Origin of the sequence: Citrobacter sp. Marseille-Q5395, from assembly GCF_947057495.1 — a bacterium.
GTDB classification, from domain to species: domain Bacteria; phylum Pseudomonadota; class Gammaproteobacteria; order Enterobacterales; family Enterobacteriaceae; genus Citrobacter; species Citrobacter murliniae.
Window position 1 is genome coordinate 1 of the sequence record NZ_CAMSEL010000027.1, and the last position, 26,373, is coordinate 26,373.

The 26,373-nt window shown below is 45.8% G+C and carries 23 protein-coding genes; 10 read left to right on the forward strand and 13 right to left on the reverse strand.

The window, feature by feature from the left end:
* The first annotated feature begins 207 nt into the window (after nucleotides 1–207).
* Nucleotides 208–567, forward strand: coding sequence for a hypothetical protein (locus OH663_RS23255; protein ID WP_015063010.1), 360 nt, complete (start codon nucleotides 208–210; stop codon nucleotides 565–567).
* A 32-nt stretch (nucleotides 568–599) separates the two neighbouring features.
* Here OH663_RS23255 and OH663_RS23260 read toward each other — a convergent pair whose 3' ends face one another.
* From OH663_RS23260 to mobI, 8 genes are read right to left on the reverse strand one after another with little or no spacing between them, the layout of a single operon-like run.
* Complete coding sequence (locus OH663_RS23260; RefSeq protein WP_015063009.1) at nucleotides 600–1,328, reverse strand: nuclease-related domain-containing protein; 729 nt, start codon at nucleotides 1,326–1,328, stop codon at nucleotides 600–602.
* 1 nt (nucleotide 1,329) lies between these two features.
* On the reverse strand, nucleotides 1,330–2,511 hold the full coding sequence (locus tag OH663_RS23265; protein ID WP_040113315.1) for a S49 family peptidase: 1,182 nt from the start codon (nucleotides 2,509–2,511) through the stop codon (nucleotides 1,330–1,332).
* A gap of 12 nt (nucleotides 2,512–2,523) precedes the next feature.
* Nucleotides 2,524–3,186 (reverse strand): IncC plasmid conjugative DNA transfer DtrJ family protein, encoded by a 663-nt coding sequence (locus OH663_RS23270; protein WP_015063007.1) that lies wholly within the window; start codon nucleotides 3,184–3,186, stop codon nucleotides 2,524–2,526.
* On the reverse strand, nucleotides 3,173–4,276 hold the full coding sequence (locus OH663_RS23275) for a hypothetical protein (protein ID WP_015063006.1): 1,104 nt from the start codon (nucleotides 4,274–4,276) through the stop codon (nucleotides 3,173–3,175). The genes OH663_RS23270 and OH663_RS23275 overlap by 14 nt, the downstream gene beginning before the upstream one ends.
* Complete coding sequence (gene traD / locus OH663_RS23280; protein ID WP_040113316.1) at nucleotides 4,276–6,360, reverse strand: conjugative transfer system coupling protein TraD; 2,085 nt, start codon at nucleotides 6,358–6,360, stop codon at nucleotides 4,276–4,278. The genes OH663_RS23275 and traD overlap by 1 nt, the downstream gene beginning before the upstream one ends.
* Nucleotides 6,360–9,395, reverse strand: a complete 3,036-nt coding sequence (gene mobH / locus OH663_RS23285) for a MobH family relaxase (protein WP_015063004.1) — start codon at nucleotides 9,393–9,395, stop codon at nucleotides 6,360–6,362. The genes traD and mobH overlap by 1 nt, the downstream gene beginning before the upstream one ends.
* 10 nt (nucleotides 9,396–9,405) lie before the next feature.
* Complete coding sequence (locus tag OH663_RS23290) at nucleotides 9,406–10,128, reverse strand: hypothetical protein (protein ID WP_015063003.1); 723 nt, start codon at nucleotides 10,126–10,128, stop codon at nucleotides 9,406–9,408.
* Nucleotides 10,125–10,610 carry a conjugative transfer protein MobI(A/C) gene (gene mobI, locus OH663_RS23295; RefSeq protein ID WP_015063002.1) on the reverse strand — a complete coding sequence of 162 codons (486 nt, stop codon included), beginning with the start codon at nucleotides 10,608–10,610 and terminating at the stop codon, nucleotides 10,125–10,127. Before mobI ends, OH663_RS23290 begins: the two co-directional genes overlap by 4 nt.
* 668 nt (nucleotides 10,611–11,278) lie before the next feature.
* Here mobI and OH663_RS23300 point away from each other — a divergent pair.
* From OH663_RS23300 to OH663_RS23320, 5 genes are all read left to right on the forward strand, one after another.
* The gene (locus tag OH663_RS23300) at nucleotides 11,279–12,076 is read left to right on the forward strand and encodes a hypothetical protein (protein ID WP_015063001.1); all 798 of its coding nucleotides are present in this window, start codon (nucleotides 11,279–11,281) and stop codon (nucleotides 12,074–12,076) included.
* A 5-nt stretch (nucleotides 12,077–12,081) separates the two neighbouring features.
* Nucleotides 12,082–12,594 (forward strand): hypothetical protein, encoded by a 513-nt coding sequence (locus OH663_RS23305; protein ID WP_015063000.1) that lies wholly within the window; start codon nucleotides 12,082–12,084, stop codon nucleotides 12,592–12,594.
* 614 nt (nucleotides 12,595–13,208) lie between these two features.
* Nucleotides 13,209–14,255, forward strand: a complete 1,047-nt coding sequence (locus OH663_RS23310) for a thioredoxin family protein (protein WP_015062999.1) — start codon at nucleotides 13,209–13,211, stop codon at nucleotides 14,253–14,255.
* On the forward strand, nucleotides 14,245–15,660 hold the full coding sequence (gene trhH, locus OH663_RS23315; RefSeq protein ID WP_015062998.1) for an IncHI-type conjugal transfer protein TrhH: 1,416 nt from the start codon (nucleotides 14,245–14,247) through the stop codon (nucleotides 15,658–15,660). Before OH663_RS23310 ends, trhH begins: the two co-directional genes overlap by 11 nt.
* 8 nt (nucleotides 15,661–15,668) lie before the next feature.
* A complete protein-coding gene (locus tag OH663_RS23320) occupies nucleotides 15,669–19,658 on the forward strand; it encodes a conjugal transfer protein TraG N-terminal domain-containing protein (protein WP_015062997.1) in 3,990 nt (1,329 codons plus the stop codon).
* 371 nt (nucleotides 19,659–20,029) lie between these two features.
* On the opposite strand, the gene OH663_RS23325 is transcribed toward OH663_RS23320, so the two are convergent.
* Together OH663_RS23325 and OH663_RS23330 are read right to left on the reverse strand one after the other, a co-directional pair.
* On the reverse strand, nucleotides 20,030–20,596 hold the full coding sequence (locus OH663_RS23325; RefSeq protein ID WP_015062996.1) for an HAD domain-containing protein: 567 nt from the start codon (nucleotides 20,594–20,596) through the stop codon (nucleotides 20,030–20,032).
* A 99-nt stretch (nucleotides 20,597–20,695) separates the two neighbouring features.
* Nucleotides 20,696–21,211: a lytic transglycosylase domain-containing protein gene (locus OH663_RS23330; RefSeq protein WP_032610469.1), complete on the reverse strand. Its 516-nt coding sequence runs from the start codon at nucleotides 21,209–21,211 to the stop codon at nucleotides 20,696–20,698.
* A gap of 147 nt (nucleotides 21,212–21,358) precedes the next feature.
* Here OH663_RS23330 and OH663_RS23335 point away from each other — a divergent pair, with 147 nt between their 5' ends.
* The 3 genes from OH663_RS23335 to OH663_RS23345 are packed head-to-tail and all read left to right on the forward strand — an operon-like array spanning nucleotide 21,359 to nucleotide 22,983.
* The gene (locus OH663_RS23335) at nucleotides 21,359–22,108 is read left to right on the forward strand and encodes a thioredoxin fold domain-containing protein (RefSeq protein ID WP_040113318.1); all 750 of its coding nucleotides are present in this window, start codon (nucleotides 21,359–21,361) and stop codon (nucleotides 22,106–22,108) included.
* 25 nt (nucleotides 22,109–22,133) lie between these two features.
* Nucleotides 22,134–22,526, forward strand: a complete 393-nt coding sequence (locus OH663_RS23340; protein ID WP_032610466.1) for a hypothetical protein — start codon at nucleotides 22,134–22,136, stop codon at nucleotides 22,524–22,526.
* A gap of 34 nt (nucleotides 22,527–22,560) precedes the next feature.
* Nucleotides 22,561–22,983 carry a hypothetical protein gene (locus tag OH663_RS23345; protein WP_015062992.1) on the forward strand — a complete coding sequence of 141 codons (423 nt, stop codon included), beginning with the start codon at nucleotides 22,561–22,563 and terminating at the stop codon, nucleotides 22,981–22,983.
* A 58-nt stretch (nucleotides 22,984–23,041) separates the two neighbouring features.
* On the opposite strand, the gene OH663_RS23350 is transcribed toward OH663_RS23345, so the two are convergent.
* On the reverse strand, nucleotides 23,042–23,653 hold the full coding sequence (locus OH663_RS23350; RefSeq protein WP_015062991.1) for a hypothetical protein: 612 nt from the start codon (nucleotides 23,651–23,653) through the stop codon (nucleotides 23,042–23,044).
* Between the two features lie 105 nt (nucleotides 23,654–23,758).
* Here OH663_RS23350 and OH663_RS23355 point away from each other — a divergent pair, with 105 nt between their 5' ends.
* The gene (locus OH663_RS23355; protein ID WP_015062990.1) at nucleotides 23,759–24,568 is read left to right on the forward strand and encodes a DsbA family protein; all 810 of its coding nucleotides are present in this window, start codon (nucleotides 23,759–23,761) and stop codon (nucleotides 24,566–24,568) included.
* 51 nt (nucleotides 24,569–24,619) lie between these two features.
* Here OH663_RS23355 and OH663_RS23360 read toward each other — a convergent pair whose 3' ends face one another.
* A complete protein-coding gene (locus OH663_RS23360; protein ID WP_223203177.1) occupies nucleotides 24,620–24,673 on the reverse strand; it encodes a DUF4113 domain-containing protein in 54 nt (17 codons plus the stop codon).
* A gap of 198 nt (nucleotides 24,674–24,871) precedes the next feature.
* Nucleotides 24,872–26,371 carry a helix-hairpin-helix domain-containing protein gene (locus tag OH663_RS23365; protein WP_032610464.1) on the reverse strand — a complete coding sequence of 500 codons (1,500 nt, stop codon included), beginning with the start codon at nucleotides 26,369–26,371 and terminating at the stop codon, nucleotides 24,872–24,874.
* Between the last annotated feature and the right edge of the window lie 2 nt (nucleotides 26,372–26,373).

The window sequence follows — 26,373 nt, forward strand, 5'->3', positions numbered from 1 at the left end:
ATGGCGAAGAAACGGTCTAAATAGGCTGATTCAAGGCATTTACGGGAGAAAAAATCGGCTCAAACATGAAGAAATGAAATGACTGAGTCAGCCGAGAAGAATTTCCCCGCTTATTCGCACCTTCCCTAGCCAGTTTTCACGACTAGGAACTGTTAGTTGAACCCTATTCATTCAGATTTAATAGGGTTGGACGGGAGGAGTTTAATAATGACAACGGCCAACGTAACCACCACTACTATCTACCGCTCCGATGATATTGTGCCTTTTCGTCGGCCACAGGGCGTTCTGGATAATCGTTATATGCCGCAGGCTTATGCTCTGGTACGGAACTGGGCCAGCAAACCAGCGGAGTACGGTTCTGGTGTTCTGGCAACCTACAGACAGGCGGTAGTTAATCTTGCGTATCAGGTTAAAGGGACTCGTGTGATTTTAATTCTGGTTCCCATTGAATGTGAGCCGGTTGGCGTAATCATGACTGACACAGTCTTATGGCCGTCGCTACCCATTGGGGAGGTCATGCAAATTATGCAGGAAGCATGGCAAAATATTCCGGTGTTGAATCCATAAAAAAGCCCCGCATAAATTAGCAGGGCTTTTTTTTACTTTGTCGAACCGAATATTTTACCCGGTAGATTCCGAAGAAAGCGCAAAAGGTTATAGGTAATACGCTGCTCCAATCGCATAGTTGTTTTGTATCTGGTGGTAACGTTGTGGATATGGTCCAGATCAGTATAAAGGCCAGGAGGCTTTCTCTTTAACTTCAGCTCCCCACGGATATAACTTACTGCCTCAGGCTTGAATACAGTTAACTGGCGCCGCTCAGTGACTTTCCGAACAAAATCACCCATACCCATGCAAAGCCAGTCTGGCTTCTCACCTTCAAACTTGCAGGGCCCGTTAATGATGACAACATTGATACACTCCAGTTCGCTGGCGCGTAATGTAGACTGAATGGCCTTGATGTGACCGTAGTTTTGCCTGAACGGGTTTTGTAACTTTAGTGTCCCTGACGATTTCCATTTTCGCCAGTGGCTTTCATCCAGCTTCCCATAGAGCTTTCCAGCATAGTTCTTCTGCTCGATGACGTAGAGCCCATGAGAGGCGATAAGGACGTGATCAATCTGCGTGGTGCCAGTGGCACTAACCGGCAGAGTTAAATCGCTCAGAAGGCCTTCTGCATCATCAGGAAGGTACGCTTCAATTTGCTTGGCCGTCCTGCGTTCAGCAATGGCTGACGATACGAATCCCATCAAGCAATAAAGCACAATGAGTACCAGGGCAATAATACTTATTGCTATCACCCGCCACGCCATCAGGATCACGTCCATCTTATTTCACCGTCGGATAGCTGGTGGCCTGAACAGAATCAAGTAACCGGGAGGTTGTGCCCGCCAGCGTTTCGATGTTGGTTGACAGGCTCATTAACATACCGAGCGCGGAGCGAAGCGATCGTTGCGGCTCGTTGTACGTTTTGAATGTAGTGGTCGAATACATTTGAGACAGACGCGAACGGACCTCGACTGGTGTCAGGTCACCGTCGATGAGACCGTACTGGATTGCTTGCTGCGTTGTCCATACCCGGCCGGAATACAGAGCGACAGCATTTGCCTCCGGGCGGCTAATTAGTTTGTAACCCCGGCCTTGCTCAACGTCCGAAATAAATTTTTCATGCATGGAATCTAGGATTTGCTTCTGCATAAAATCCCGGGTGGCCTCGGAAAGCGGATGATAAGGGTCGAGTGCAGCTTTAAATTCCCCTGCTGTGAGCGGCTCATTTTTAACACCGACCGTATCCATGACGCGGGACAGGTTCCAGTGATCCATTCGTACGCCGATCGAGCCGGTCAGAGCGCTGCTATCTGCATAAATGGCGTCAGCAGGGGACACGGCGTAGTAGCACGCTGAAGCACAAATGCCTTTGACGCTAACGATAATAGGCTTATAGCTGGTTTCCATATCGGCAATGAAACGGCCACTCCCGGCGGAGAGGACCTCCAGGGTATTGCGTTTCGATTGTTCGGCATTGATATCGTCCTGCGAGCGTGAAGCACTGGTATCACCCGTATTACGGGTCTTGCTTGCGGATTCCGCATGTGAAATACGTTCAATCTTCTGCTGGTGGCTTCGAAGTGCATTAATCTGGCGATAAATAATAATCGCGTCTGAAGGTCCGCCACCACCTGACTCCGCCTCGATAATGACAGCTTTGGCATGCGGGTTGTTGTACGCTTTTGCCAGTGCTGCGGCTATCACAGAACCGTCACCGGCCTCTGACCCGGTGCCCATTTCTCCCGATATGCGCACGACGGCAATATGATCCATTCGTCCTTCTGATTCCTGATACTTATCGTAAATATTAAAGGCCGAAACCCCTGCTGCTGCTAATGCCAGAAGGGAAATAACCACTTTTGAGGTGGTATGGATTCGGAACATCTTATAAAAACGGTCAGCGTTCTCATCAAGCGATTCTTTGATATTGGCAGGTGACTTCTTATTTTTACGGTTAAACATCTGACCACCTTATTACATAAGTTTTTGAAAGTTAGACCACAAGCGGTTGAGTGCAATTCCCAATATCAGCAATGCGACAGGGGGGAACAGTTGAGCGATATTGTTAAAAAGAGACATATTAGGCATTGAGAGGTAAACAAAGGTTAATGCACCAATTATCCAGAAGGCTCTGAACCAGATCCTGTAAAACTGAACGGTTACATTACCGAAAACGTAACGTTTTAATTTCCATTGATACATGCCGTCAGCGAGCATAGCAATTAAGTAAGGTGAAAACACAATCAGCCAGCCGAGTATCAGATTCCAGCGGAAAATGGACTGATAAATGAGCAAGGGGAGATTCTTTGCCACAGTGTAGTTTACCGATGACATCTTCTCTGCAACGTAATTCAGCCCACGCGCAGGTTTCGTCGTTTCCGGGATCAGTATCGTATTCAGATATTCGATCAGCTTATAGTCATTAATCAGAGTCGACAAAGTAGCTTCACTATTTGCAATAACCGACAACCACCGGTCATTAGAAATGAGGCTACGACTGGCGTTCACCTCCTGAGTGATTTGTTGCTTTAGATCGTCAGTATTCTGGAAGCCCAGACTATAAATAAGATAAAGCATCATCCCTAAAAAAAGCAGTCCTCTGATGAATACTGCCCGTGCAGAATTATCCGCAGCCATTTGCGTCCCTCCACTCCCTGAATAAGTCTAATCGGTCGCCATGGTCACGGTAGTGGCTTCGCCAGATTGTTGGCACACCCAGCAACCAGTGGTATTGCTGCGGGATTATGTGGTTGATCAGGCTGAACTCAGCCAGTTCCTTATGCTCCGGACTTTTCCAATGAATTTGACCGGGTTCAGGAACATAGACACAGGCTTTTTCCTTTGCAGCCTGACGGCTAAACTCAACAAAATTAATCCCCCAGGGCGTCCAGTGTCGGTATCTCCCGGTGATCCCTGTATTAAATACCGGGAGCGTTAGCATGGTGTCTGCGTAGGTTGAGATGACCTTTTTGCACACACAAGGGCTATCAATTTGCTCCCGGTCGAGGTGTGTTAATAGTGCCCGGTCCATAATGTGGTTGAACATATTGGCATATAGCCCGGTCGGGTCGGGCAGGCGGTCAATCGCCGAGATTAGTTTAAATTTGATACGAGAGAGAAACGCCGAGTCTTCTATGGTAAGAATGTGACTTAATGTGGTTTCAGGGTGAATGAGTGGCTTATTGCGTTGTACTTGTTTAAACGTGACGCTGTCAGGCAGCGTAATAAACGCCGATGCAGCACTCGTAAAATTGACAAAATAGGGAAGTAAATAACTCCCCAGCATTTTTGAATTTTTATCAACAAGGCGGCGGCGCTCTTCAGAATTGTCGAATGTAATGCGAAAACCAATAAATTTTCGCTGTCCGTCTTCGCTCGTAAGAAGAGACTGAACCCATTCATCACAAGGTCCCTGAGCTACGGACCAGTAACTTGTTTCATGGTCACCGTATTCATTGCTGGTGGACAGTTCCCCTTGGAGCAGAAAAAGCTCGGAAAGGATAATAGCCAGCGCTGATAAAGACTCAGCATCGTTGTCATGGCAAAATTGCCCCACAGATTTCAAAGCACCTTTTTCAATCCCTGCCAGACGGTCACGAACATCCTGCGAATCGGCAAACTTCAGGCCTAATGACTGCATACGCCGTTTAACAAGCGAACGGCTTTTACTGACTTTCAGAGATGAACTGAAAATTTGATTTTGTGTCAGAGTAATTTGCTCGTCCATCAATGCAATTTCCTTAGATGTTTATTTAAATAGTCTAAACCCACATTCTGACGCAAAGTTACTTTTCCGGCGGGTTTCAGGAACATCTCCAATAATGTTGTATTGGGTCTCATCGAGTTTTCACTTACGGCAATCGGGATCTGCCCGACGACTTTACGACCATCCTGAAGTCTGGCCACAATATGAAATTTTGGAACCTGGCCTAAAAGCTCTTTCGGAATACTTTCTTCCAGCGTTGTTTGCTTTCTTTCTGATATCGAACCAGAGAAGTTATTATGCGGCAAAGTGGTTTCTGATCCTGTCGTATACGTGACCATATTTGTACTAATTGGACTTTTACCAAAGTTTTCTACAACCAGCGTTTGCGTTGGGGTGTCGTTTACCCGCAGGCTAATGTAATTGTTACACAGACCCGTAATACGATTTGCAGTCTCAATGTTTGCTGCTGCAATAAAATCGGAAATGGTTTGCGTGCAAATAAACAATGCAATTTGTGCGGCACGACCCTGAGCGAGTAAGTTTATCATTGAATTGTTGATTGCGGAGTGTGCTTCGTCGACGAAAATACTGATCCTTGAATGTGAGGACATATCACCATCATCAGAGTTATAGCGACTACCCGCGCAGGACGTCAGGTCTGACATTATCAACTGCGAAATAGCCCGGGCGGATTCCGGGTTGGAAAGACCATCGAGCGAGATATAGAGAACACCTCCGGTACTGAATATTCCATCTGAAGTGACTATTTCACGCGAAGTGAGTGAATTAGGTGACGGCGAAAGCAATTCATTCAGTGGTTGTTCGGTCAGACGACTGAACAGCGGCATAATACCCGCTGTCATTTTTGACATGTGCTCAGGATCAGACAAAGAATAATCTACTAACCGGCCGACGGTATCAATCCAATCAATGGGCTCGGCACCTTCATAATTCAAGAAGTGGGCAGAAAACCATTCAACAAGGCGCTTAAAGCGGACTTGTAGAGTATCATTCGAAGAATATTTCACCTTTTCCATCCATACATCGGGCCCGTAGTGCCGTGCATAACAGCATTCCAGAACTTTTACGGTGAGGTTCAGGATTGCCATGTGGCTTTTCATGTTTTTATGAATGAGATATATCGACGGTTTTTTATCCGTGTAAGACAGACCGGTAATCACAGTTGAAACGAGAGCCTCGGCATATTGTACGAATGGGTTAACTTCCCCGGGAACCGAAACCAGACTAAGAAGGCGTGAGGTGAGGTCCGAAACATTGGTATAAGCGTTGCAGACATCAATACACACTGAAGAAGAAGGCTGGGCAGGGTGAAACTTATAAAATGGCAACCCAAGTTCCGCCGCTTCATCCATAAGTGACTGCCGCCAATCTGCGTCGTTCTTTGGATCAATAACCACAATGACGTGGCCTAAATGCAGCATACTGATGCTCAATAACCGCTGAAGGACTGTTTTACCGGTACCGACGTTTCCGGTAATGAGGGTATGGCCGAACCAGTTATCTTCGGTAACAAAAATTGGCGCCCGTTTATCAACAGCAAAAATGGCGTTACTGCCACCCATGGATCTGGCCATCGCCTCAAAATGCCGCGCTATGGGGTTTAGGGCAAATGGCAGGGCTATCTCTCTTTTATCGCTTGAGAGATTGGCAATTTGATACGCGCGATCTGCATGCTCGGGACCCCATTCAAAGCCGTTACAGAAGTAGGTTTTTCTGTCCGGTACCTGACGGTTGGATTTTTTATACTCTTGTACCAGCTGGCGGTACTTTCGCTCGTTAGAGAAAAAGTTACTTTTGTTGATCGACCTGAGCGATTTAAGGCTAATAAACATAATCTGGCGCTGAAACACGCGCCAGTGCGCCATCAAATAAGGGTATGCCGTTTTACAGCGGTACAAACAAACCAAAAGCATGAAGGCAGCGGTATACAAAATGATGGGGGCAATATTCAACCCATCTGATCGAAACCCCATAAACAGCATTATTATGGCGCAAATTAAAAGTACTGAGGCACTTCTGTACTCCAATATCGGCCTGTAAAAGTTTTCCTGGGCGTGCAGGTTGGTCCTTTTTGATTTTGCCATTATAGATTCCCTACATCTTTAAGTGTGTTAATGATTAACTCAATATCGACCTTTGCCCGGTCGGATGCGGCTACCAGAGTTGGCATGTTGAATGCGAAACATTTTGTATTGACTATGGCGCCGGAGGTGACCTGGTATTGAGGAAGCTGGTTAAAAAGCTCAGGCGCATTTAACTGCGTCCCGTATTTTTCAACACATGACTGGGTCAGAAAAAAGGTGTTCTGGGTCAAAACCATGAATCGGTTTTTCCGCTTTCTTTTAAACGACCCAGATAACTTAGTCAGAATGTGGTGAAGCATTGTGGCAATTTCGACGTATTCAAGTTCTGTAACTTCACCGCCACTTAGCAGGGTAAAATCTTCCAGTGTCTCCTTTTCTTCTGCACCAGGTTGGTCAACGGCAATAGGAGCCTGAACTGTGGCAGAGTTGGATCGATTAAAGGCTTCTTTCACTGGAGTCGTGACCGGCGGATTTTCATGCTTCTTCTCTGCTTGAGTGTTTACCGCAAACAGACGAGCCAGGGCCGGAGATAGATGGTTCGCTTTCTCCCCGGCGGGTTCCGATTTTATAGGGTCCTGTGATGACACAGGACTTGTTAAAATTACTTCTTTCCCGGTTGTATTGGGAGCTGGTGGCTCTCTGGTATCCTCAGGATCATTCAATTTACCGGGCGCAACGACCTGGTCTGTTTCATCATGGAATTCGGCGACATCGCTATTTTTCGCCTCAGGCTGGGGGGGTTCAACCACAGAGTTGTCGGCGACTATAAAGTCAGAATATGCCTCACTATCGCTATCTAGGGTTTCTTCCAGCAGGTGGCCATATTGCTCATACTCAGAAGCAGTGACGGTCTCCGGTTCGGAGTGGGCGTTAATCTGTTCAGCTACCGAATTGGCCTCTACAGCCTGGGGGGTATTCAGTCGCGCCGGAGGGAGATCAAGCGGTGTTTGTGGGGGCGAAACCGCTTCGTTTAATGATGGACTTTCAGGGATATCCAACGGCTGGTACATTGACGTATCAAAAAGCGACTTCAGCGTAGAAGTGGTTCGGGGTTCCGAGGTGCTCACCTGAATACCAGCACAGTTATCCCCCAGTTGTATCAGGCGTAGATTGTTTACGTCACGGACTATCCACATACCATCCAGTGATCCATCACGGTACGTCAGCTGGAAAAAGGGCCCATCACAAAATGCCGCCTCATCAATACCAGGGATTAACGCAATAGCAGCATCGAGATTAAGGTAAGGTACGGAATCAATATTAATGACTGCGTTGTGGGGCAGTGGGGCGCTCAGAAGCATTTCATGCAGCTGCTCGACCAGACGCATCTGACTCTGCTCTTCATGTTCCTCTACCCGTTCCTTTTCATCCAAGCCGCCTGTTCCGGCTGTATCTGTTGGCGTAGTAACCTGCGGATCAATAATATCGGTTGCTTTATCCGTGCCAGCCGCCTCCACACTTTCTGTGATGGCTTCAGTATTTTCACTGCTTTTACCGTTGACACTGTCGGCATCAGGGCCGTTCACGAGTTTGAGTCCGTATTGTGGAGTATCTTCAATGGCGTCGCTTACGGTGTCCGTTACTCTGGTAACAGACTCACGACCCGGGACCGGCCTTCTGTATTCTGTTACAGTTTTCTGTTCATCAATATAGATGAAATCTTTATTTGCATTAACGCTGAAGAGGCCCGGAACAGAATCCGGGATTTTATATGAGTCAAAAATTAACCCGATCCAGCGAAGTTTCAGGAGATTATAAAATTCCAGCTTACCGATACCGTTTCGGAAGATGCTGGCTATTTCATTTTCCGAGTATGTCCCGGGAATAAAATAATGAACCACACGCTCATCATCGTAAGGCTCAACATAACCCCGTTGAACCAGCGACTCTACTAGTACAGTTTTACCTGCATCCCCCTGTGGGAAGTTGAACTTGTGGGCCGCAAAATCACTAAGTACAAAGTCGAGGAAGGCGTTTTCATTGAGGTAAACTTCACCGTTTACAATAATGATGTGCATGGGTTTGGATTTATAGTTATTAATATTAATACTGGTGAAGTTATGCTTAATGGTACCTATTGCTCTTGCCGCAGCATCATTCGACCGCAGACCCATTATCGGGTCCCTCAATACATTAAGGTCAGTTCCCGTTGAATAATAATCTGAGGTTCTTACACATTTGGACAGAAAGTCATTGCCATCGTTATAGACATTCAGTGCCGTAACCATTTTTGCATAGACGCGCTCCTTTTTGACACGGTCGAGGAATGACATACAGACCGGATCTAATATTCTCTCAAGGAAAACGCTTGACCATATATTATGTTGGTTATGAATGCGTTTTCGCCAATGTATTTCATATTCGACAACATTGTTTTCACGTGCCCAGTCAAGCAGGCTTTGCGAGCTTGGCGCCCATGTTAAAGTTTCATTCAGATTCAGACTTACTATATCGAGGTCATATACCTTTCCGGCATCATGCACAAGGCCACAGATAAAAGCGGCATAGAGATATACTTTTCGGCGAATGACTTCTTCATCCTGATACCCAATTGGGCGCAATTCAGAATGATTGGCATTTTTTAAAGAAATCATTGCAACTTCCAGGCTATGTGACAACAATCCGCCAATACCATTATGGTGGTGGTTTTCTGAAGCAGGAAGTAAATGAATCCAACGGATGTATTCAATCAATGGTTTTAAAACCAGATTGGTGAAGGTAAAGGCATCCTCACGGATGTCTCCATCACTTATTGCCAGCATCATAGAGATTGAGTGCAGTTTATCTCTGTAAAGAGAAAGAATAGACTGCTCATTAAACGTTTGTATCCCAGCTGGCCGAGTTGGGTACTCAATGAATTTCAGGACTTCAAGATTCGGGTGATCCGGTACAGTGTATTTCTGATCCCCTATAATCTGAGCAAATGGTGAAAGACTCGAAACATCCTTCATCATTAACTCAGCCACATCATTCTCCCTACTGGAGAAGATGCCTAAAACTCTTTGTATACTTAGGAATAGCGCCCTGAAATTCATCAAATAATCCTTATTGGCGTTTACCAGATAGTTCCGCAGCAATATATGCCTGCACGCTTTTGTACTGTTTTACCTTTTCGATAAACTCATCAGGACTGTAAGAACCTTTTACACGGCGCGACACGTTAAGTGTTTTTTTGACCCGTTCGATATACATGTTGAGACTTCGGATAATATTGTGCGCCATTACGTTGTAATCGCTAACCGGCAGCTGACCCAGAGAGTTGAATTTATACATCTGGGTCAGAAGGTTGTTCATTTCAAAGATGTGCTTATAAAATCGCATCGTGTTCTGGTTGTTGAAGTTTAACTGGACAGATTCAAATCTGAACGGAGAAAACTCAGTTGATGAGAAGAATGGATCACTTTCATCAACCTTAATAGTGGCGATGTGGGCCTCCAGATTCTGCTTCATCAAATTGTTTTCGTCGTGCAATTCATTAAACCAGTCCTGAATTGCCTGCACCAATTCAGGGTGTTTTACCGCATTAACCGTCCTGAATAATGATGAAATAGCAATGCTAACATCATTAAAGCCTCTTATTACGGAACGATTCCGTGCCGTAAGAAATCGGTTAAAGTCTGGCGTGCCTGGAGTAATAGTTACTGTTGCCATGCCGTAATGTTCATTTTTACTTTGCGTGGCTCTTCGGCTATCTTCAGGAGTCTGAGAGGAGCGGGCATTTACATCAGGTGTCTTCTGCTTGCTTTCATTAATTGTTACGTCGGTCATTGTGCCACCTCTGATTTTGAGTATTTACGGATTTTGCGTCCCAGTTCGATATACGCAGTATGATAGAACTCAAGTAATTCTCTGTAGGGTTCTAGTACTCCCTCCGTTTTTTCGATCATTTCATATTCCCAGAAGGCATGATTAACAAAGCAGCTTTTCGAATATTTTCCGCTTTTCATCGCAGAAATCCGTTTCGACATATGACTGGGAGACCTGGTTTTAAACGGGCTGAACTTATGCCAGGTGATTGTAACTTTTTTGGCATTACCGATTAATTCAATTTTCGGCGCATACGAACCCAGATACTCACGCTTTAGCGTATTGTTAGGCCGGGGTAAATTAATCTCCAGATGATTCCGTTCTTTCCACTCGATCCAGTAATTTGTGCAAAGGTCTTCAGCTGCCTCCCGCAGAACCTCGATTTGTGAACGCATCAAACTGCGTGATAATTCTAGTGACTTTATTAGTTTCGAATTAGACATGTGACCTCCTGATGTGAAATCACTATACCGAAGTGGTTTTTATTTTTTTTTCACAAACAGGACTTTTTTCCGTGATTTTTATCGAGAATTTTGAGGTGGGGCTTCGGAGGCGTGAGGAATACAGATAGTGCGCAGCTCCAGATGAACACGGGAACGGCTGAGATGGGCGCATTTAAGCGCGGCAGAAAAGTAACTTTTTCTGCCATGGGTATTTTGAGACCGTGATCTGAAAAGTGCTGTTTTACTTACTAAGTTATACATATATCTAGTGCCACTTTTTAAACAAAAGTGACCCTATGTTTTTTGCGCATAGTGCCACTTTTAAAAAAAGTGACCCTATGTAGTAGTCATGTTAATCAATCGGAAAAATATTCATCCTGAATCGCTTTTTTCGCTAATGTTATTGCCGCTTAATGCCGATAACGATTCGGGCTTTGCTATTTTTTTAAGCGATTAAAATTTCGTTAGCAAGCGCAGGGTTTTTTGATAAAATTCTGGTTAGTTTGGTCAAAAAGTGTTACAAGTAAGGCCAATGGATGAATGGTTAGTTTTAAGACTCAAATAGGCAGTATTAAAATTCCAAAAGTTACTTTTCATCATTCAAAAACCAAACTTTAATTTCATGTAGAAGATTAGTACAATTGTATTGAAGCAAGGACAATCCGCACATGTCAGAATCAGATAACATAACGCGTAACCTACTCGGTAAACTATTACGTACCGAGATTTCGATTATTCGTAGTTACCGTGCATTCCTAATGTTATTGCCTATTCACGGATCTTCTATGTATCAAACAGGGTCTCCACTCCTGCAACGCCGTCTATTTGGAACCGGGTTTGGGGCAATGGCTGATAATGCATTCGAAGTTGAAACACGTCCCGGAAGTTTCCTCGTTCCACGTTCTTTAGGTAAAGAGATCTCGTGGGATAAATTTTTTATGGCCGTTGTTGATGGTGACACTAACGTTATCCGTGAATATGACAGTGACGATACTGACTTCGGCATTTACAATGCAGGGGAAAAAGTTACTTTGTTGAATGGGCAGGAAGATTGTTATAATCCGAGCAAAATTCAGCAGTTACGCTCCAAGTGTGTAGACATACAAAATGATTATTTTATGCAGATCTTCTTTATGTCAATGCTTGCACCTGAGTTTGTCAGTATATTTTTTGGATTAAAGCCTGCTACCGTAGATGCAATAAAAGATGTTGGTGTGTCATCACTCAAAGCAATTAACGATGTCGTTCTATTCCCACGAATAATTGCCTTTACACCGGGGTTGGGGGATGATAGTGCAACATTAAAATCTAAGGTGTTTGCCTGGGCATACGAATTATCTGCCGACATTCGTTTGGGTAAAGTTAGTGACGACTTAATGGAACTATTGCGTTACGACACTATGTTTACATGCCACCGTCAGGATGTGTTCAACTCTTTGGCAAATAAAGTGCTCTTGAAGGATTAATAAAAATGGCTAAAGTCGATCAAACTAAAGCTAACATGTTGTTGAGCGCTACAAAAACGATGTCACTTGGTGCGAATAAAAACTCAATAAGAATTCTTTATGGAAGCCATGTTGCAGAAAATATTGATTTCAGATCGGAACCTCAACAAAACGTTAAAAAAGGTATTCGAGGGTGGAGTCGTCGTTCGGATAACCGCAGAGCATTTTCTGCGGTTATTGATGTCGCGGTAAATTACTTCGGTTTTGATCCTATTCATCCGGAATCCAGCTTCCGCAATATTGACTTCAACCGAATCATGAGCGTGCTGCATAACCTTGGGTATTTCGTCTGCGCCCCTGAGGTCAATAAAATCATTGAGATCCTCACGTCAATGAAAGAAATAGAGGAACTCGAAACTTGTGCGAAATGCAAGCGGCCTTACATTGTCCCGTATACCAATGATACTCATTGCCCTCGGTGCAGATTGTCGTCAACGGTCTCTGCAATAGCGAGATATTCTCAGGAGGAGTTAGATTAGCTATTACTTTATGTGAGTGGTTTTAAGCTGAGACCAAAAATCTAAAGACTGCGTCGTCTTTATCTATTAAATCTTTGGCTTGCATACCGTTACACATGGTTCCTCATGTTGCTGTTTATTTTCAGACGGCTTCCGTTCTGACGTATCTAAAACATACTGTGTTAAATATTACTACCATCCGTATTTTTTTGTCTGCTCTATCCTTCCAACGTTCATTTCTGTAAGTATAACTAACATGAATTGCCATTCTTTGATTCATTACGGTCTTTGAAAAGTCCAGATTTTATGATGCGCCTGCCAATTTCGTTTCTTATAGGTATTCAATTAAGTATAAATTCCCTTATGCGTTAACCAGCAAAGTACGGGGATCGTTCATAATCTGGATAGTGTTGTCTGAATGACAACGCGAATTTGCATTACTGTACCGTCATATAATTAATCCATTTCTCTCTTACAGACCATGTCTTTACCGGGACACTGTGTTGAACTGTCGTTTTTGGGGCTTTGTCGGCGTCACATTTCTGGTTTTTTAACGCATGAAATCTACTCCGTTATCGAACTCCCGGTGATTTTTTTTATGCCATCATACCTCTATTCCATGAGGAGATCGGTGAATGACTCGATTAACGTTACTGCCTTCAAAGATGTTAGTGCTGATGTCTTTGTTTATAACTGGCGTCCATGCAAATGAAGACCAGACCCTTATCAAAGACACCCCATTTGTGTCAGGACAAGCCTTTAAGAAAGGTTTTTTCTGGTATGACGACCCAGCCCGGAAAACTGAGGAAGAAATTAATGAGACTACGCCTCCTGTTGCATCTTCGTCCCAGCCAGTACAAGAAGAAAAGATTGATCTTAATTCAAAGTGGCTAAAGGACAATATGCCCCGGCTTTTGACTCAGGCAATGGATAATCCGACCCCTGAAAACTTATCGAGGTTTTATACAGCGCAACGTTTAATGTTGGATATCGGTACGCGATTTTCGGATAAGTCGAAAGATTATTTTCTTAAAAATCCAATGATGTCTGAAAAACGAAGACAGCCGGTTGAGAAGGTTGCCTTGGATGCACATCGTACGGTTGTGGAAAAAAACCAGCAGACGGTAATGAAAGATATTTTCACAAGATCCGGGCTCTTTTTCTTTTTCCAGAGTACCTGTGAGTTCTGCCACGAAGAAAGTCAAATCCTCCAGTTTATGCAGAATTACTATTCGGTCGACATTCTCCCTGTCAGCATGGATGGCAGACCATTACAAAATGGGTTGTTCCAGGATTTCTCTGTCCCTAATGCGCAGATTATTGATCAATTCAAAATCCGCGAAGTGCCAACTATTTTCCTTGTGTCGAAAGACGGGTCATCAGCGCAACGAATTAGCGAAGGTATGATCACTGCTGAGGAGCTCAAGAATACTATTATTCTGGCTGCAAAGGGCATGAACCTGATTGATGATGCCTCATTCCAATCCACGTTAGATATTAAGCGCCAATATACCATTGGTGAGGATGGCGTAATTACAGTGAATAAATCAGAAATGGAATCTGACCCGTTCTTATTGCAACGAATAATGGACCAGAAGTTGGAAGGGTACGATATGCCTACAGCGGACCCTGTGAACTACTTGAATGTTGGTGGCAGTTTAGGAGGCCCATATGCGCGCTAACCTCCATGTTTGTGCAAAAAAGTTACTTTTGTCGTTAGCCGTTTGCACGGCGATGATTGCACCAAATGCCGGTGCCGATAACGCCATGCGTAATATTTTTAATGGAATGATGACGACAACCAGCCCGGCCAGTTTTGAAACGGCCACCCGTACCGGTGTGGTTGGCGGCTCTTTTTCCTACCGCACAACAAACGTGAATACCAATTTAGTTTCAATGTCTTTCCCCAAAGCTTCCGTCGGCTGTAACGGCATCGATGTTTTCCTCGGTTCATTCAGTATGATTAACGGAGATCAGTTGGTGCAGGTTGCTCGCGGTATCGCGCAGGGGGCCGCGATTTATGCATTTAATGTCGCGGTATCGGCAATCTGTGCTGACTGTGCTGCGACTATTAATGATATCCAGAACAAATTGCAGGCGTTGAACAAATTTGCCAAAGATTCCTGCAACGCTACTTACTCGTTTCTTTCTGAAAATGTTGGACCACCCAGCCAGTATGCGAATGCGGTCAGTTCCGGCCCAGCTTCAATGCTTGGTACTCTTAATGGATTGTTGCCTGATTTCGGTTCATCAATGACCAAGTCGCCAGAAACTGTGACCTCCCAGGTAAAAGCAAAAGACCCTGAAGAGTTTGCTGAAAAATTCAGTGGAAACCTTTTCTATATGTCATTTATGGACATCGATAAAGGTTCTATGAATATCGGTGGCGTGACTGAATTATCTGGCTACAAACTCGCAGAGCAGCTGATGTCGCTTGTCGGCACTGTGATTATCAACTGGGATGCTAAAGGTGAAAAAGCGGGGATGGAAGTTCGTCCATCGACGATGACGGTATCGGATTTCATCATGGGTCCTCCGGCTGGTGGCTCCATAAAAATGCTCAAATGTTCGCCTGTACCCGATCCTGCTTCAGCGAGAAAGTCGCAATGCCTGGTTATGTCTGAAGTGATGGATGGTGGTTTCAAAGGACTGAAGGATACGATTTCAGACCTCCTAATTCAGGTTCAAACAAAGGCAATCAGCGATGTCAGGATCTCTGATGATGAATTACGCATTATTTCTTATATCGGCATCCCAACAATTCTTGATTCTCTTCAGACTTTTGATGTCCCTGAAGGCTATGCCTATATCCAGGATATCAGTGCAATAGCGGCCACCAGCCTTGTCATTAACATGCTTCGGCAAGTTGAAGCAAAGATCAGCGCTATGAATATCCCCAGTGAATCACTTTCCGGACGGCGGCAGGACCTGACTCGGTTATCTGAAAACCTTAGCAATCAGGTAAAAGCAGCTTACGAGCTCACCCGTAGCCAGGTAGGTAACAGCTCTGATGTCATTTCAGCATGGGATGATCGCCGATTAAAGAGGAAGGCGTTCATGGAAAGTCTTCGTGGCACAGGTAACTGAGGTCTGATATGGATTACAACATCTATACAGTAGGTGATATCGAGTTCGTGTGGTCCGCCCTTAACGGGATTGCCCTGATTTTCTCACAATATACCGGTGTAAAAGCATTTCTCACCACGGCAGCGGTGCTGGCTGGAGCCAGCCTGTTTTATAAAACATGGCTTTGGCTGTTGAACCCGACAAAAGCAGAGGTGCCGATATTTTCATGGATTCTTGGGCTGATTCTTTTTTCGATGGCAATAGTACGCGTGGATGTGACTATTGAATCGGTTAAGTCTGGTGAAGTGAGAAATGTCGATGGTATTCCTGTTTTTATCGCGGCGATGGGAACTGTAACCACTAACCTTAGCCAGGGCCTACTCAAAGACTATAAAACGGCGTTTGATCCGCTGGCGCCGATCGACTTTGCCGCAACCACGCTTGATGATGACATTACTCTTGGCCCGATGATTCGCTTCGTTAAATTCTTACAATGGGGCGGGGACAGCCAGGGGTATTGTTCAGCGTTCCCCGAACCAGTTAGCGGATTAGGTGCGATGAACGTGTGTGCGACAGTGCAATCACTGGCCTATAACTGCCTCAAGGGAACACAAAACTCAAGCGCGAAAATCGCTGGGAAAGAAACCATTTTTAACGATATTTTCTCTTCAAATGTCGCGGAAAGCATGGAACGCATTAATCAGGCGATGAAAGGTTCGCTGAAGAACGCATCTGCTAACATCGTGGGTGTGAATAGTTCAAAGTCAGCGACTTGTGAAGAGGTCTGGTCGACCGTTAAACAGGTAACGAGCACCCCGGAGGCTCGACAGACGATTGCTTTGATTGGGCAAACAAACGGTATTCTTACCCCAGAAGAGGCGGGCGGTGCCGCATCCGGATCGAGCTTCACGGATGTAATGGCGTCGGCGAACGGCATGTATGGCAAGGCGATTGGCGCTTATGACGCGACGCTTTCTTTGTTCATCATGAATGAGCTACGTAATGGTGCCAGTAAATACAAAACCCCACTTGGTCTGGCCTCGGATATGCAACTGTTTGAGGCATCATTAAAACGTACGAATACCATGGCATCTCAGGGGCAGCTCTGGCTGCAATTATCTGGTGCGGCAATTGCGTTTCTTGAAATGTTTGCGTACATGGTTGCTCCGTTTGCATTGCTCATGCTGCTTGCACTCGGCGGAAACGGTGTTGCCGCAGCGGCAAAATATCTTCAGTTGATTCTCTTCGTTAATATGTGGCCGATTACTGCGGTGATGGTCAATGCCTACGTGAAGAAGGTGGCAACAGCGGATCTTGATACATGGAGCACACTGAATAGTCAGAGTAACGCGGTGACTTGGATGGGCTTACCAGGGCTTGCCGAAACATATAGTTCTTACTTATCAGTTGCATCAGCGCTCTATGCTCTTATCCCAGTCCTGACGCTGTTCCTGATGACGCAATCCATTCATCCAATGATGAATGCGATGAAAGGAGTTACGCCACCCGCACCTGTGGACTCCAGCCACCTCACGCCGAAAGTGTGGGATGCGCCAAATAGCGGAAAATCATCATTTGGGGATGTTAATCGTACAGCACTGACAAGCACCGGGCAGGGGTTCAGCGGTGGCGGGGCCATGGACTCCAGTAACTTCCGACTCGGTACGTGGAATGCAGGTTCAAGTATCGCGTCAAGCCAGGGACAAGGGGCGGCAATGACCTCATCAGTCATGAGTGCAGCAAGTAATTCATTCCAGCAGGCCTACAATCAGATGAGTGAAGTTGGTCGTTCGGGGCAATCGGGCCAGCAATTTTCCTCGAATCTGCAAAACTTGAAATCATATACAGACCAGGCCGGTGCAAACGTCGCTAATAGCGTAGGGGCGAAGCACGGAATTAATTCGCAGCAATTAGCTGGTGTGGTGTCAAACCTTCTCCTCAATGGAAGTTTGGGACTTGGTGGCGAGGAAAAACTTGGAAAAGGGGGGGCTGGGGGCATAGGTCAGAAAGTGATGGATTCACTAGGTCTGAAAGCATCGGGTACCGTTGGTTCAGGGATCTCAAAATCGAATTCAGGCAGTGATAGCCTCTTAACTGATTTGAATAAAGCTATTACGACTCAATTGTCAGAAAACTCAGGACTTTCTGAACAAATGAGTAAAGCGGCTTCTCAGGTAAACAGTGATCAGTTTGCACAGACCAATGCATTCAAAGAAGCTGCATCAAAAATGAACCAGGCAACACAGACAATGGCCGAAAATCTGTCGACGTCACTTTCAACGAACGCCAGCGCTAATACCGGCATGACACTCGACTCAAGACAGTCTGTCAACCTAGACAGATTCTCCGATTCTATTCGTAATAAAAACTTCAGCGATGATGATGTGCGTAATTTTGCACGGAAAAATGGTCTTGATGAGAATGCGTTTATGGATAAATTCAATTCTTACAATGACACATTTAAGGCCAGCACTCAGTTGGGATCACAACTCCAGCGAACTGATGCGCTGGTGGCAACGACACGCGACTTTAGTGAGCAAAAAATTGCGATTGATACTGCCAGGGGTGAAACGGCTGAGAGCAATAAGCAGGATCTGCGTGAGACCTCCAGCCTGCTTAAAGGGCTGGTTGCTGACTTCGGCGGTAACGCTCAACAGATGCTGCCAATTACCAATCAACTTGACCGAATCACTGGTGATGCATCGGGTATTAATACCATTGCACAGGCGCAGGAGCGCACACCAGACCATGTAGATACCTCCGGCGTAATGAGTGCCGATCGTGTTGCTGACGTAGGGCAAGGTCTGGATGCTCAGGCGAAAGCTGGATTGGCACAGAACCAGCAGAATGCTAATCAACATATTGGCGGACAAACCGAATCAGGTGTTACGCCGTACAATGTGGGCTCGGTCAGTAAAGAAGATATTCAGGGCATTCATAAAGGTAATGTAGCTAACTCCTATAGCGAAGAAAACCAAAGTGTTCTCTCGTCGTTGGATAAGAATACCCCTGTAGTGACTAATGAGACCGTGGGAAGAATTCAGGGGGCTGGGCAGGACGTTAAGAACGCCAACCAAACTTTCGACCAGCTTCAAACTGGTATAGGCGGCAAGCATGCTACTTCAGGCATGGGTAATACCAGCGAAAAACTGAATTCTATGTACGGAGATAGCCAGATACGCGGGATATCAAACAACCTCCCGAATTATTTTGACAGGGTTGCAAATGACCCAACCAAAAAGCCGGATGACAAACGGGCGGAGCTGGCCGCACAAGCCGTGTTTACCTATGGGGCCAGTACAATGGCAACCGGCGCTGAGAAAGAACAACTGAAAGCGGATACTCAAAGCCTCCTCACCGAGCTGGGTCACTACAACGTTAGCTGGGGGATGAATGATCTCCAGAGTATCCATGAAGGTTTCAACATGCACAACAAGGCTTCAGGCTCTCTTGATTCAGCAATAAGGGCGAATCTTGGTGAAGGCGGCTCTGGCGGCGGGATCGTTGGCCAACGAACCCAAACCACGATTGATACCCTTGCTGGTAATAAAATTGAGTCCAATACAGAACGTAGTGTGATTGGCAGTACGCTTTTATCGGGCCAGGAGAGTGTTGCCAGAGGGCTTGACGTTATCGGAGCAAAACCCGTAAACGACATGCTCTCAGGTATTGGGGTCCTGACTACGCCCGCATCTTTGGCAAACGATGCAACGAATCCGGTAAATATGCCGAGTTCGTTATTGGGCAAGGTTGGCAACCACCTGCAAATGTCAGATGGTCTGAGCGCGGTGACCAGCCGTTATAAGGATATGGGAAGTGATGGGATCAAGACGTATGAGAGTGCATCACAAAACTCAGAGCGTGCGATTCGTCAGCAACTGACCGATGATCCACGCTTCGGGTCGGATAAAGCAGATGCGTTCGTTAACTTTATGAAGTCAGACCTTAACAATACAAACGAACCGTATCAGTCGAGAATAGAGAGAGCTGAAAACTGGCTGAATGATAATAAGAAGTAGGAGTGAATACTGACTGATAAAAGCCGTGCTCTTTTTGGGCACGGCTTTTTTATGCCTGCATCCGGGGAAAATAACTATTCACGGCAGTGCTATTCAAGGTAAACCACGAATCTGAGAAAAGTACACCGGCTAACTGAGCATTGGATAAGGTTTGTTCAGTTTTAAAACAATGGTCAAACAGGATACTATCTTAATCACGATTCAAATTCTCTTTCCAAATCCAGTTCACTCGCCACCCTAAGAAACGTGAATGCTTACTGGCCTAAATTAAAGTTGAGGAAAAAGTTACTTTTCTGATCGACTGATGCAGTGTTTTTGGTAGATGGCGAATCATGGTTTTTTTTGACGGAGTGTGTGGAAAAGTTACTTTTTTAATAAAAACGGGCCATCAGTAGGTTATATCTGGCTATCAGATCCGTTATGTCCTTTTCTTTAACCCCCGTGTAATAATCCGTACGGATCAGGTGCGGATATTCTGGCGGAAACAGGGTCGTATCGTCATCAAGGCAGATAAAGGCTTTTACCTGGTGCCTGGCCACGAATTCTTCACATTCAGCTGCACGTACCCCTATTCCCCCCGAGGGTAGACACAGGGATGGGGTTGCGCCAATTACCCGGTCTCTGTACGGCGAGCGGAAAAGTGACTTTAGGTAGGTAATACTCCCGCATTCTCTCCATGAGCTTGATATAACGATGAACATTGAAGGACTTGCATCAAGTAACTTCTCAATCAAATACATCCGTTCGAAAGATTCATTCTGACATTTGTGGATTACACCATCAAAATCCAGGAAAAGAACAATATGGATTAATGGCAGAGGTCCCCATAAGCCAGCTGTTGATTCATCCTGAGGCAAGATCCCGTCCAAGTCTTTATTTCTAAGCTTCTGTGGAGAACAGCGTATCTTGCACAGGAATTCGTATATTGATTGGAGCATACCTAACCTCTTTCACGGGACAGTTTCACTCGCTCAGTGATGAATTGTTCACAGCCACGTAAAACAACTAAACAATAAATTGGAGAGTAGGGGGGTAATTTACTCCGGAACATTTTTTACAATATGTCCGTTGTACTGGGTCTTTGGTTGCGTCCACTGATATAACTCGTCCATGCCATTCCGGCCCTGAATCCGGCGATTGTATTTGACCATGAAGTTAAAGATATACCTCGCCCGGACCTTAGGGGTTTTGCTGTTGTAATCGGCAATCCCTTCAAATACATTACCATTTCGGTCTACAATTTTCCGGTAAAGCCACCAGGTACCTACCCAGAAACTGGCACAGGCGTCATAGGCCAATACCCGCCAGGTAACAGACGGAAAGTGGCCACGTATTTCCGGCAGATTGGACGAATTGATCTGCATAGGTCCAATATCATAAGTGCCATTTTTATTCCGGCTGAACGTTCCCACTTTTCCGCCTTCATTATCAAAAAGCGTAAAGACCAATTCTGCATCAATCCCGAAAAAGCGGGAGGCATCGGTAATGCACTGTGTGTAGACTTCAACAGGAACGGGAATAGGTTTCACATCATCTGCTGGTGGTATAAACACGAGATAATCTCCACTGGAATTACATACTGGATATTCTCCCACATCGCGGGCTAAAAATTTTTACTATAGGGAGGGAATTTTGTCCCTTAAGCGAATTTGGAGGATTTTTTCGCATGATAGTATTAATGCTCCATTAAAGGAGCTGAAATGAATAAGACTATCAAGGCATCATTCTTATTACTGGCATCTTGTACGGCCTTTAGCATGAATGCCCAGACAGTGAAAACTGACGTGCTTCCTGATGCAGCACTGAAGAAATTAAAAGAAGTTGGGCTGTCCATCGAGCATATTGAACCATCCCCAGTAAAAGATATTTATACCGTGATTTCAAGAGAAGGCGTGAGTTACGTCAGCAAAGATGGTGATTACATTTTTACCGGGAGCTTGTTTCATGTTAACGGCAAAGATGTGGAGAATACAACGGAACAGGCGATACTGAAAGGCGTCAGGGAGTTTGCTGCTAAAACAAAATCCATAGAATATAAGTCGGCGAATGAAAAATATCGCCTGGCGGTGTTTACTGATATAACCTGCGGGTATTGCCAGAAACTACATCATGATCTTCAATCCTATCTCGATGCCGGGATCTCAATAAAATTCCTCGCTTTTCCGCGTGCAGGCCTGAACTCCGTGGTCGCGGGGAATATGGCAAAAATCTGGTGTGCGGCCAAACCTAATGATGCGCTGGATGCTGCAATGAGCTCGATATCAATCATTCCGGAAGGACGGCCTGACGCGGCCTGCCTCGATATTATCAAATCGCATTTCCAGGTTGCTTCAACTATTCCGCTTCAGGGTACGCCAACCATGGTAACGCTGTCGGGTAAACCTCAGTTGTTCACCGGCTGGTTGAGCCCGGAAAATCTGGTGACCCGCATGGGCACCGCACAAAAGTGACTTTTCACGACTGCAAGAGGTGATTATGAAATCTGTAATACTGACAACGTTAATGCTCGTGGCGGTTGGCACTCAACCCGTCTTTGCGGCCCAATGCCAGTTCGGGTCCTGCAACGCAGACATTGAGGCCAGCAGTGAACTGCTGGTCTCTGCGGCTCAGACGGATAAAGACGCGGTTTTAAAAAAACTTAATGACGCATCATCCCCCAGCGACGCCATGTCTAAGCGGGTTGAATCGTATCTGAATAATGACAGGCTAAAGGTGAACACCGACAGTACCCGGAAAGGTCCGGGCAATGGAATCGTGAAGCCGACGGATGAGCTAGCGCCGGTAAGGCAGCTGAAAGCCATTCGCCCCGAGCTTGTACAAAACCCCATCACCCAGCCATTGGTTGCCTTTTATGAACGTATGGCCTGAGAGCGCCGTATATCCGCGATTTGGGGGTTAGAAAATGTCGCTCTGGCTCAGCATTGTCACCCGGGCAACGGGATTACCGGATAAGCGGTATTTAAATGATCCGGTGATCTTCCGTTATTACCAACAAAAGATCCAAAAGGCTCCTTTTGCCCTGGTCGGATGGACTCTCTGTTTCCTGGCAACCATCGGTGTGTCGCTGGGACTGGAGCTCTCCAACCAAATATTACTTCTCGTTCTGCTGATTCTGTTTTTACTAATGGTGGTTCTCCAGAGTCGGTACCAGTTCATGCATCCGGAGAGATGCATCAGTGCTCGATTTTACCAGGAGGTGCTGGACGATGCGTCAGTGTCAGATATTCAGAAAGCGCAGTTTGAGTATTTGTTCGTGTCCAAAGTGGATGCAATGACGATCGGTGATCTTTACCGGCTCTATGATTTCAACAGAGGAGGCCGGTAAAGGTGCGGCATGCAGGTGAGAAAAGTCACTTTGCGGTTGGGCGTTGCGGTGCTGGTCATTAGTTCCAGGGAACCGATGCGACATAGTTTCCGGAGCGTAGCGGGGCATCCAGTTTCCCGGCCAGAGCGTCGATCATTGCGGAATACGCAATGCTGTCCGATGGGATTGGCGCATTGCTCTGCATACTGACTTTAAGAACCTGTTGTGCCCCTTTCCCCGCAGGGTAGACTTCCACATCAAGGCGGCGCCAGAAATGCCTCTGTGATATCGTCTCTGACCCCACGATCCCGCTGACGGGTTTATAGTCATAGTCCGTCTGAGTCTGCCCGTGTTTATCTTTTTTCGTTGTCTTCTTCTCGACGACATATCCGGTTATGCCCGTCACCAGCTGTTCACTGTATTGCATATTTTCCTGGGTCTTACTGTAACTGAATCTGAGAATATAGTCGGGCAGATGGTTGGAAATATTAAACCCTATCCCCGTTAATCCACTCGCAAACCGGGCTGCAAACATGCGCGATTGTATACTGTCATCAGGCGCTACAATTTCAAATTTCTTGTTGCCTACCGGGCGTGACATTAAATCGTAAGCATCAACATCATTCCCGAAATGATAGCTGCACCCACATAAGAACGTTGTGGCGGTCAGTAAGAATAAATGCCGTAACATTCTAATTCCTCCAAAAAGGGTTCTTTAACGAATAATTCCGATGTGCTGTGACAGTATAATCGAACACAGGTTGATAACTAACAAGTTGAATTCGTAAAGGTGGCTATGACTAAATTAAATTATTTAAAACCCGTAGCGTCTGTTTTAATTTCTGTGTTGATTGCGACGGCTGGCTCTGTGTATATCACGTCGAAATATTTTAAAACTGAGCTCCCCAGTAACGATGAAGTAGGAAAGGTAGCGGCTACCTATCTGGTAAAAAATCCTCAGTATCTGCTTGAAGCGGGTAAGGCTCTTGAAAACCAAAATACCAACGCCTCCCTTGAGCGGATCATCCCTTACGCACCGGCTCTCTTCGAGACCAAAGAGACTCCCAACATTGGACCGGATAATGCGGCCGTCGCCGTCATCGAGTTTTTCGACTACCAGTGCCATTTCTGTATGAAGGTAGCGCCGGTCGTTGAATCCGTGTTGAGCCAGAGCAGCGATGTTAAATTCTTCTTTAAAGAATTTCCAATCTTCGCTGGTTCGAAACCCGTTTCTGCGATGGGGGCGGCGACAGGCCTGCATGTGTACCAGGCATTTGGCGCTGAAGCGTATCGTAAGTACCACAACAACCTGATGACCAGCGCGTATGTATTCTTCAACAACCAGCGAGGGTTTACGCTCAGTGATTTAGACATGGTGGTGAATAAATCCGGGTTCAACAGCTCATTCAGCGATCGAGAAAAAAGTCGCTATGAGAATGTCATTTCCGGAAATATGCAACTGGGGGAAGCTCTCGGGATCAGCGGAACGCCAGGGTTCATTATCATGAACATGCAAAAACCCGATGCTGCAACGACATCATTCATCCCGGGGGCTGTCGACGAAGCTACCCTGAAATACGCAATCCAGAAGGCCCGTGGTGGTTAAAGTAGCTTTTCATGCCAGAACTGACCATGCCGGGTAACACTGGCATGGATGTCAGGCTTTTACGACAAGTAGCTCATTCCAGCGAGTGGTATACCGTGGCGACATTGACAGTATGGTCTGCTACCCCCTGAAATCCTGCTGAATCCCTTCCCCAAGCAGGAACAGAGAGCTACGCAGCTCTTTGTTAAACCGATCCATCGCCTTCATAAGCGCTTCACAGCCTCGTTTGGCGGGCCGCTCATCGAATTAGTCGCGATGAGTGGCTCAATGCCGTAACAGCTAAAATCTGGTAAGAGATATTTGTTAGTTTTCTACTAATTGAACGACTACCAGCCTGCCACCTTCCTCTTTTGACAAAACAAATTGAGCGTTATTCTTCAGTTCTATTTTTTCCCCAACCATAATCTGCCGCTTATCCGGTAATGACATTAGTCCTGATATGCCTTCATTTACCAACCACCATTGATCGTTATGGTAAACAAAATAACCAACCCGTTTCCTTTGTGCATCCGTTGTACGTTCATTTGGCGCGATAAGACGATTCACATGCCACGCATAGATAGACTGCCCGCTCCAGACCATCAACCGGTGATCGTCAGGACGATAGCTGCCTTCTTTACGAGAAGAATAAAAATTAAGCACTGGCAACTTACCTTTATACGGCGTACCGCAGTAAGGACAGACCGGCTTTGTCTTACCCGAGAAAACGTACCACTTCTGTTCACATTTCGTGTTTTGGCAGGGCTGTATCAGGTCAACGGTCTTAACCAAGGCACTTTCCCACTCATCGGCGGTAGGGCGTTTTGTGGCATCATGTAAGCCATCGATGAAGGCTCGATCAAACAATGACGTCAGGTAGGGACCCATGATGGTGTAAGGAATTTTACCCGGGTCAGCCCAGGGAAGTGAAAAGGAGGATAACTGACTGATTTTGACTGCATTACTTTTGTCTGTCGGATGTTCAATGAAGAGCGCTTTCTCACCCATTGATAAGGTTTCATCACGCACTTCATCCGACATGTCATGTATTTTTCCGCCACGTAGCGGATGACGGAAAAACAGGTACATGTAGATAAGCACCGACAGTGCATGGCGGTCAGTAGTAATGCTTGGCAGTACGCGGTTCGGATCTTCTTTGGAAAGATGGCTGGTTTTCACCACCTCCGGAGCGATAAAATCCGGAGTGCCCACCACATCGGGAGGATACTTTCCAGGAACGACTAGGCCGTCTACGTCAATGATGCAGGCATGGCCCATTTCTGGATCAATCAGCACGTTTTTATAGCTGAGATCGCTGTGACAGAGGCCAGCTGCATGCATCCTTCTGACGGCTCTTGTCAGCAGCAGACAGACTTTGAGATAGGTAAGCGTATTGCCTCGTTCACGCGGATCGAGGAATTTATTCTGGTTGCTGGCGCTGGCAAACCATTTGCCTTCTTTCTCCCGGCCTTTAATATCCAGAAAATCATCGTTTTTGGAACCATATTTAAAGAAAAAATGGTTCTGGTAAGTTGGAACCACGATACCGATTTTATTCCCATGCTCAACAACGTGGGTCGGCCAACAAAACAGATCCTTCCAGTATTCGCCACCGGATTGTCCAAAAATGTTTTGCCTGTAGCGGCCGGTGATCATATCAATACGATCCCGGGCCTGCTCATTCTGCGGTTTTTGATAAAAAGCGACGACGTAAGATTTATCAGGCGAAAAGTAAACATCCTTCATCGAGCCTGAACCAATCACCTCGTCAACATACTGGACTGTTTCGCCGTTCTTTGTTTTACACGTAACGATATTTGCCATAT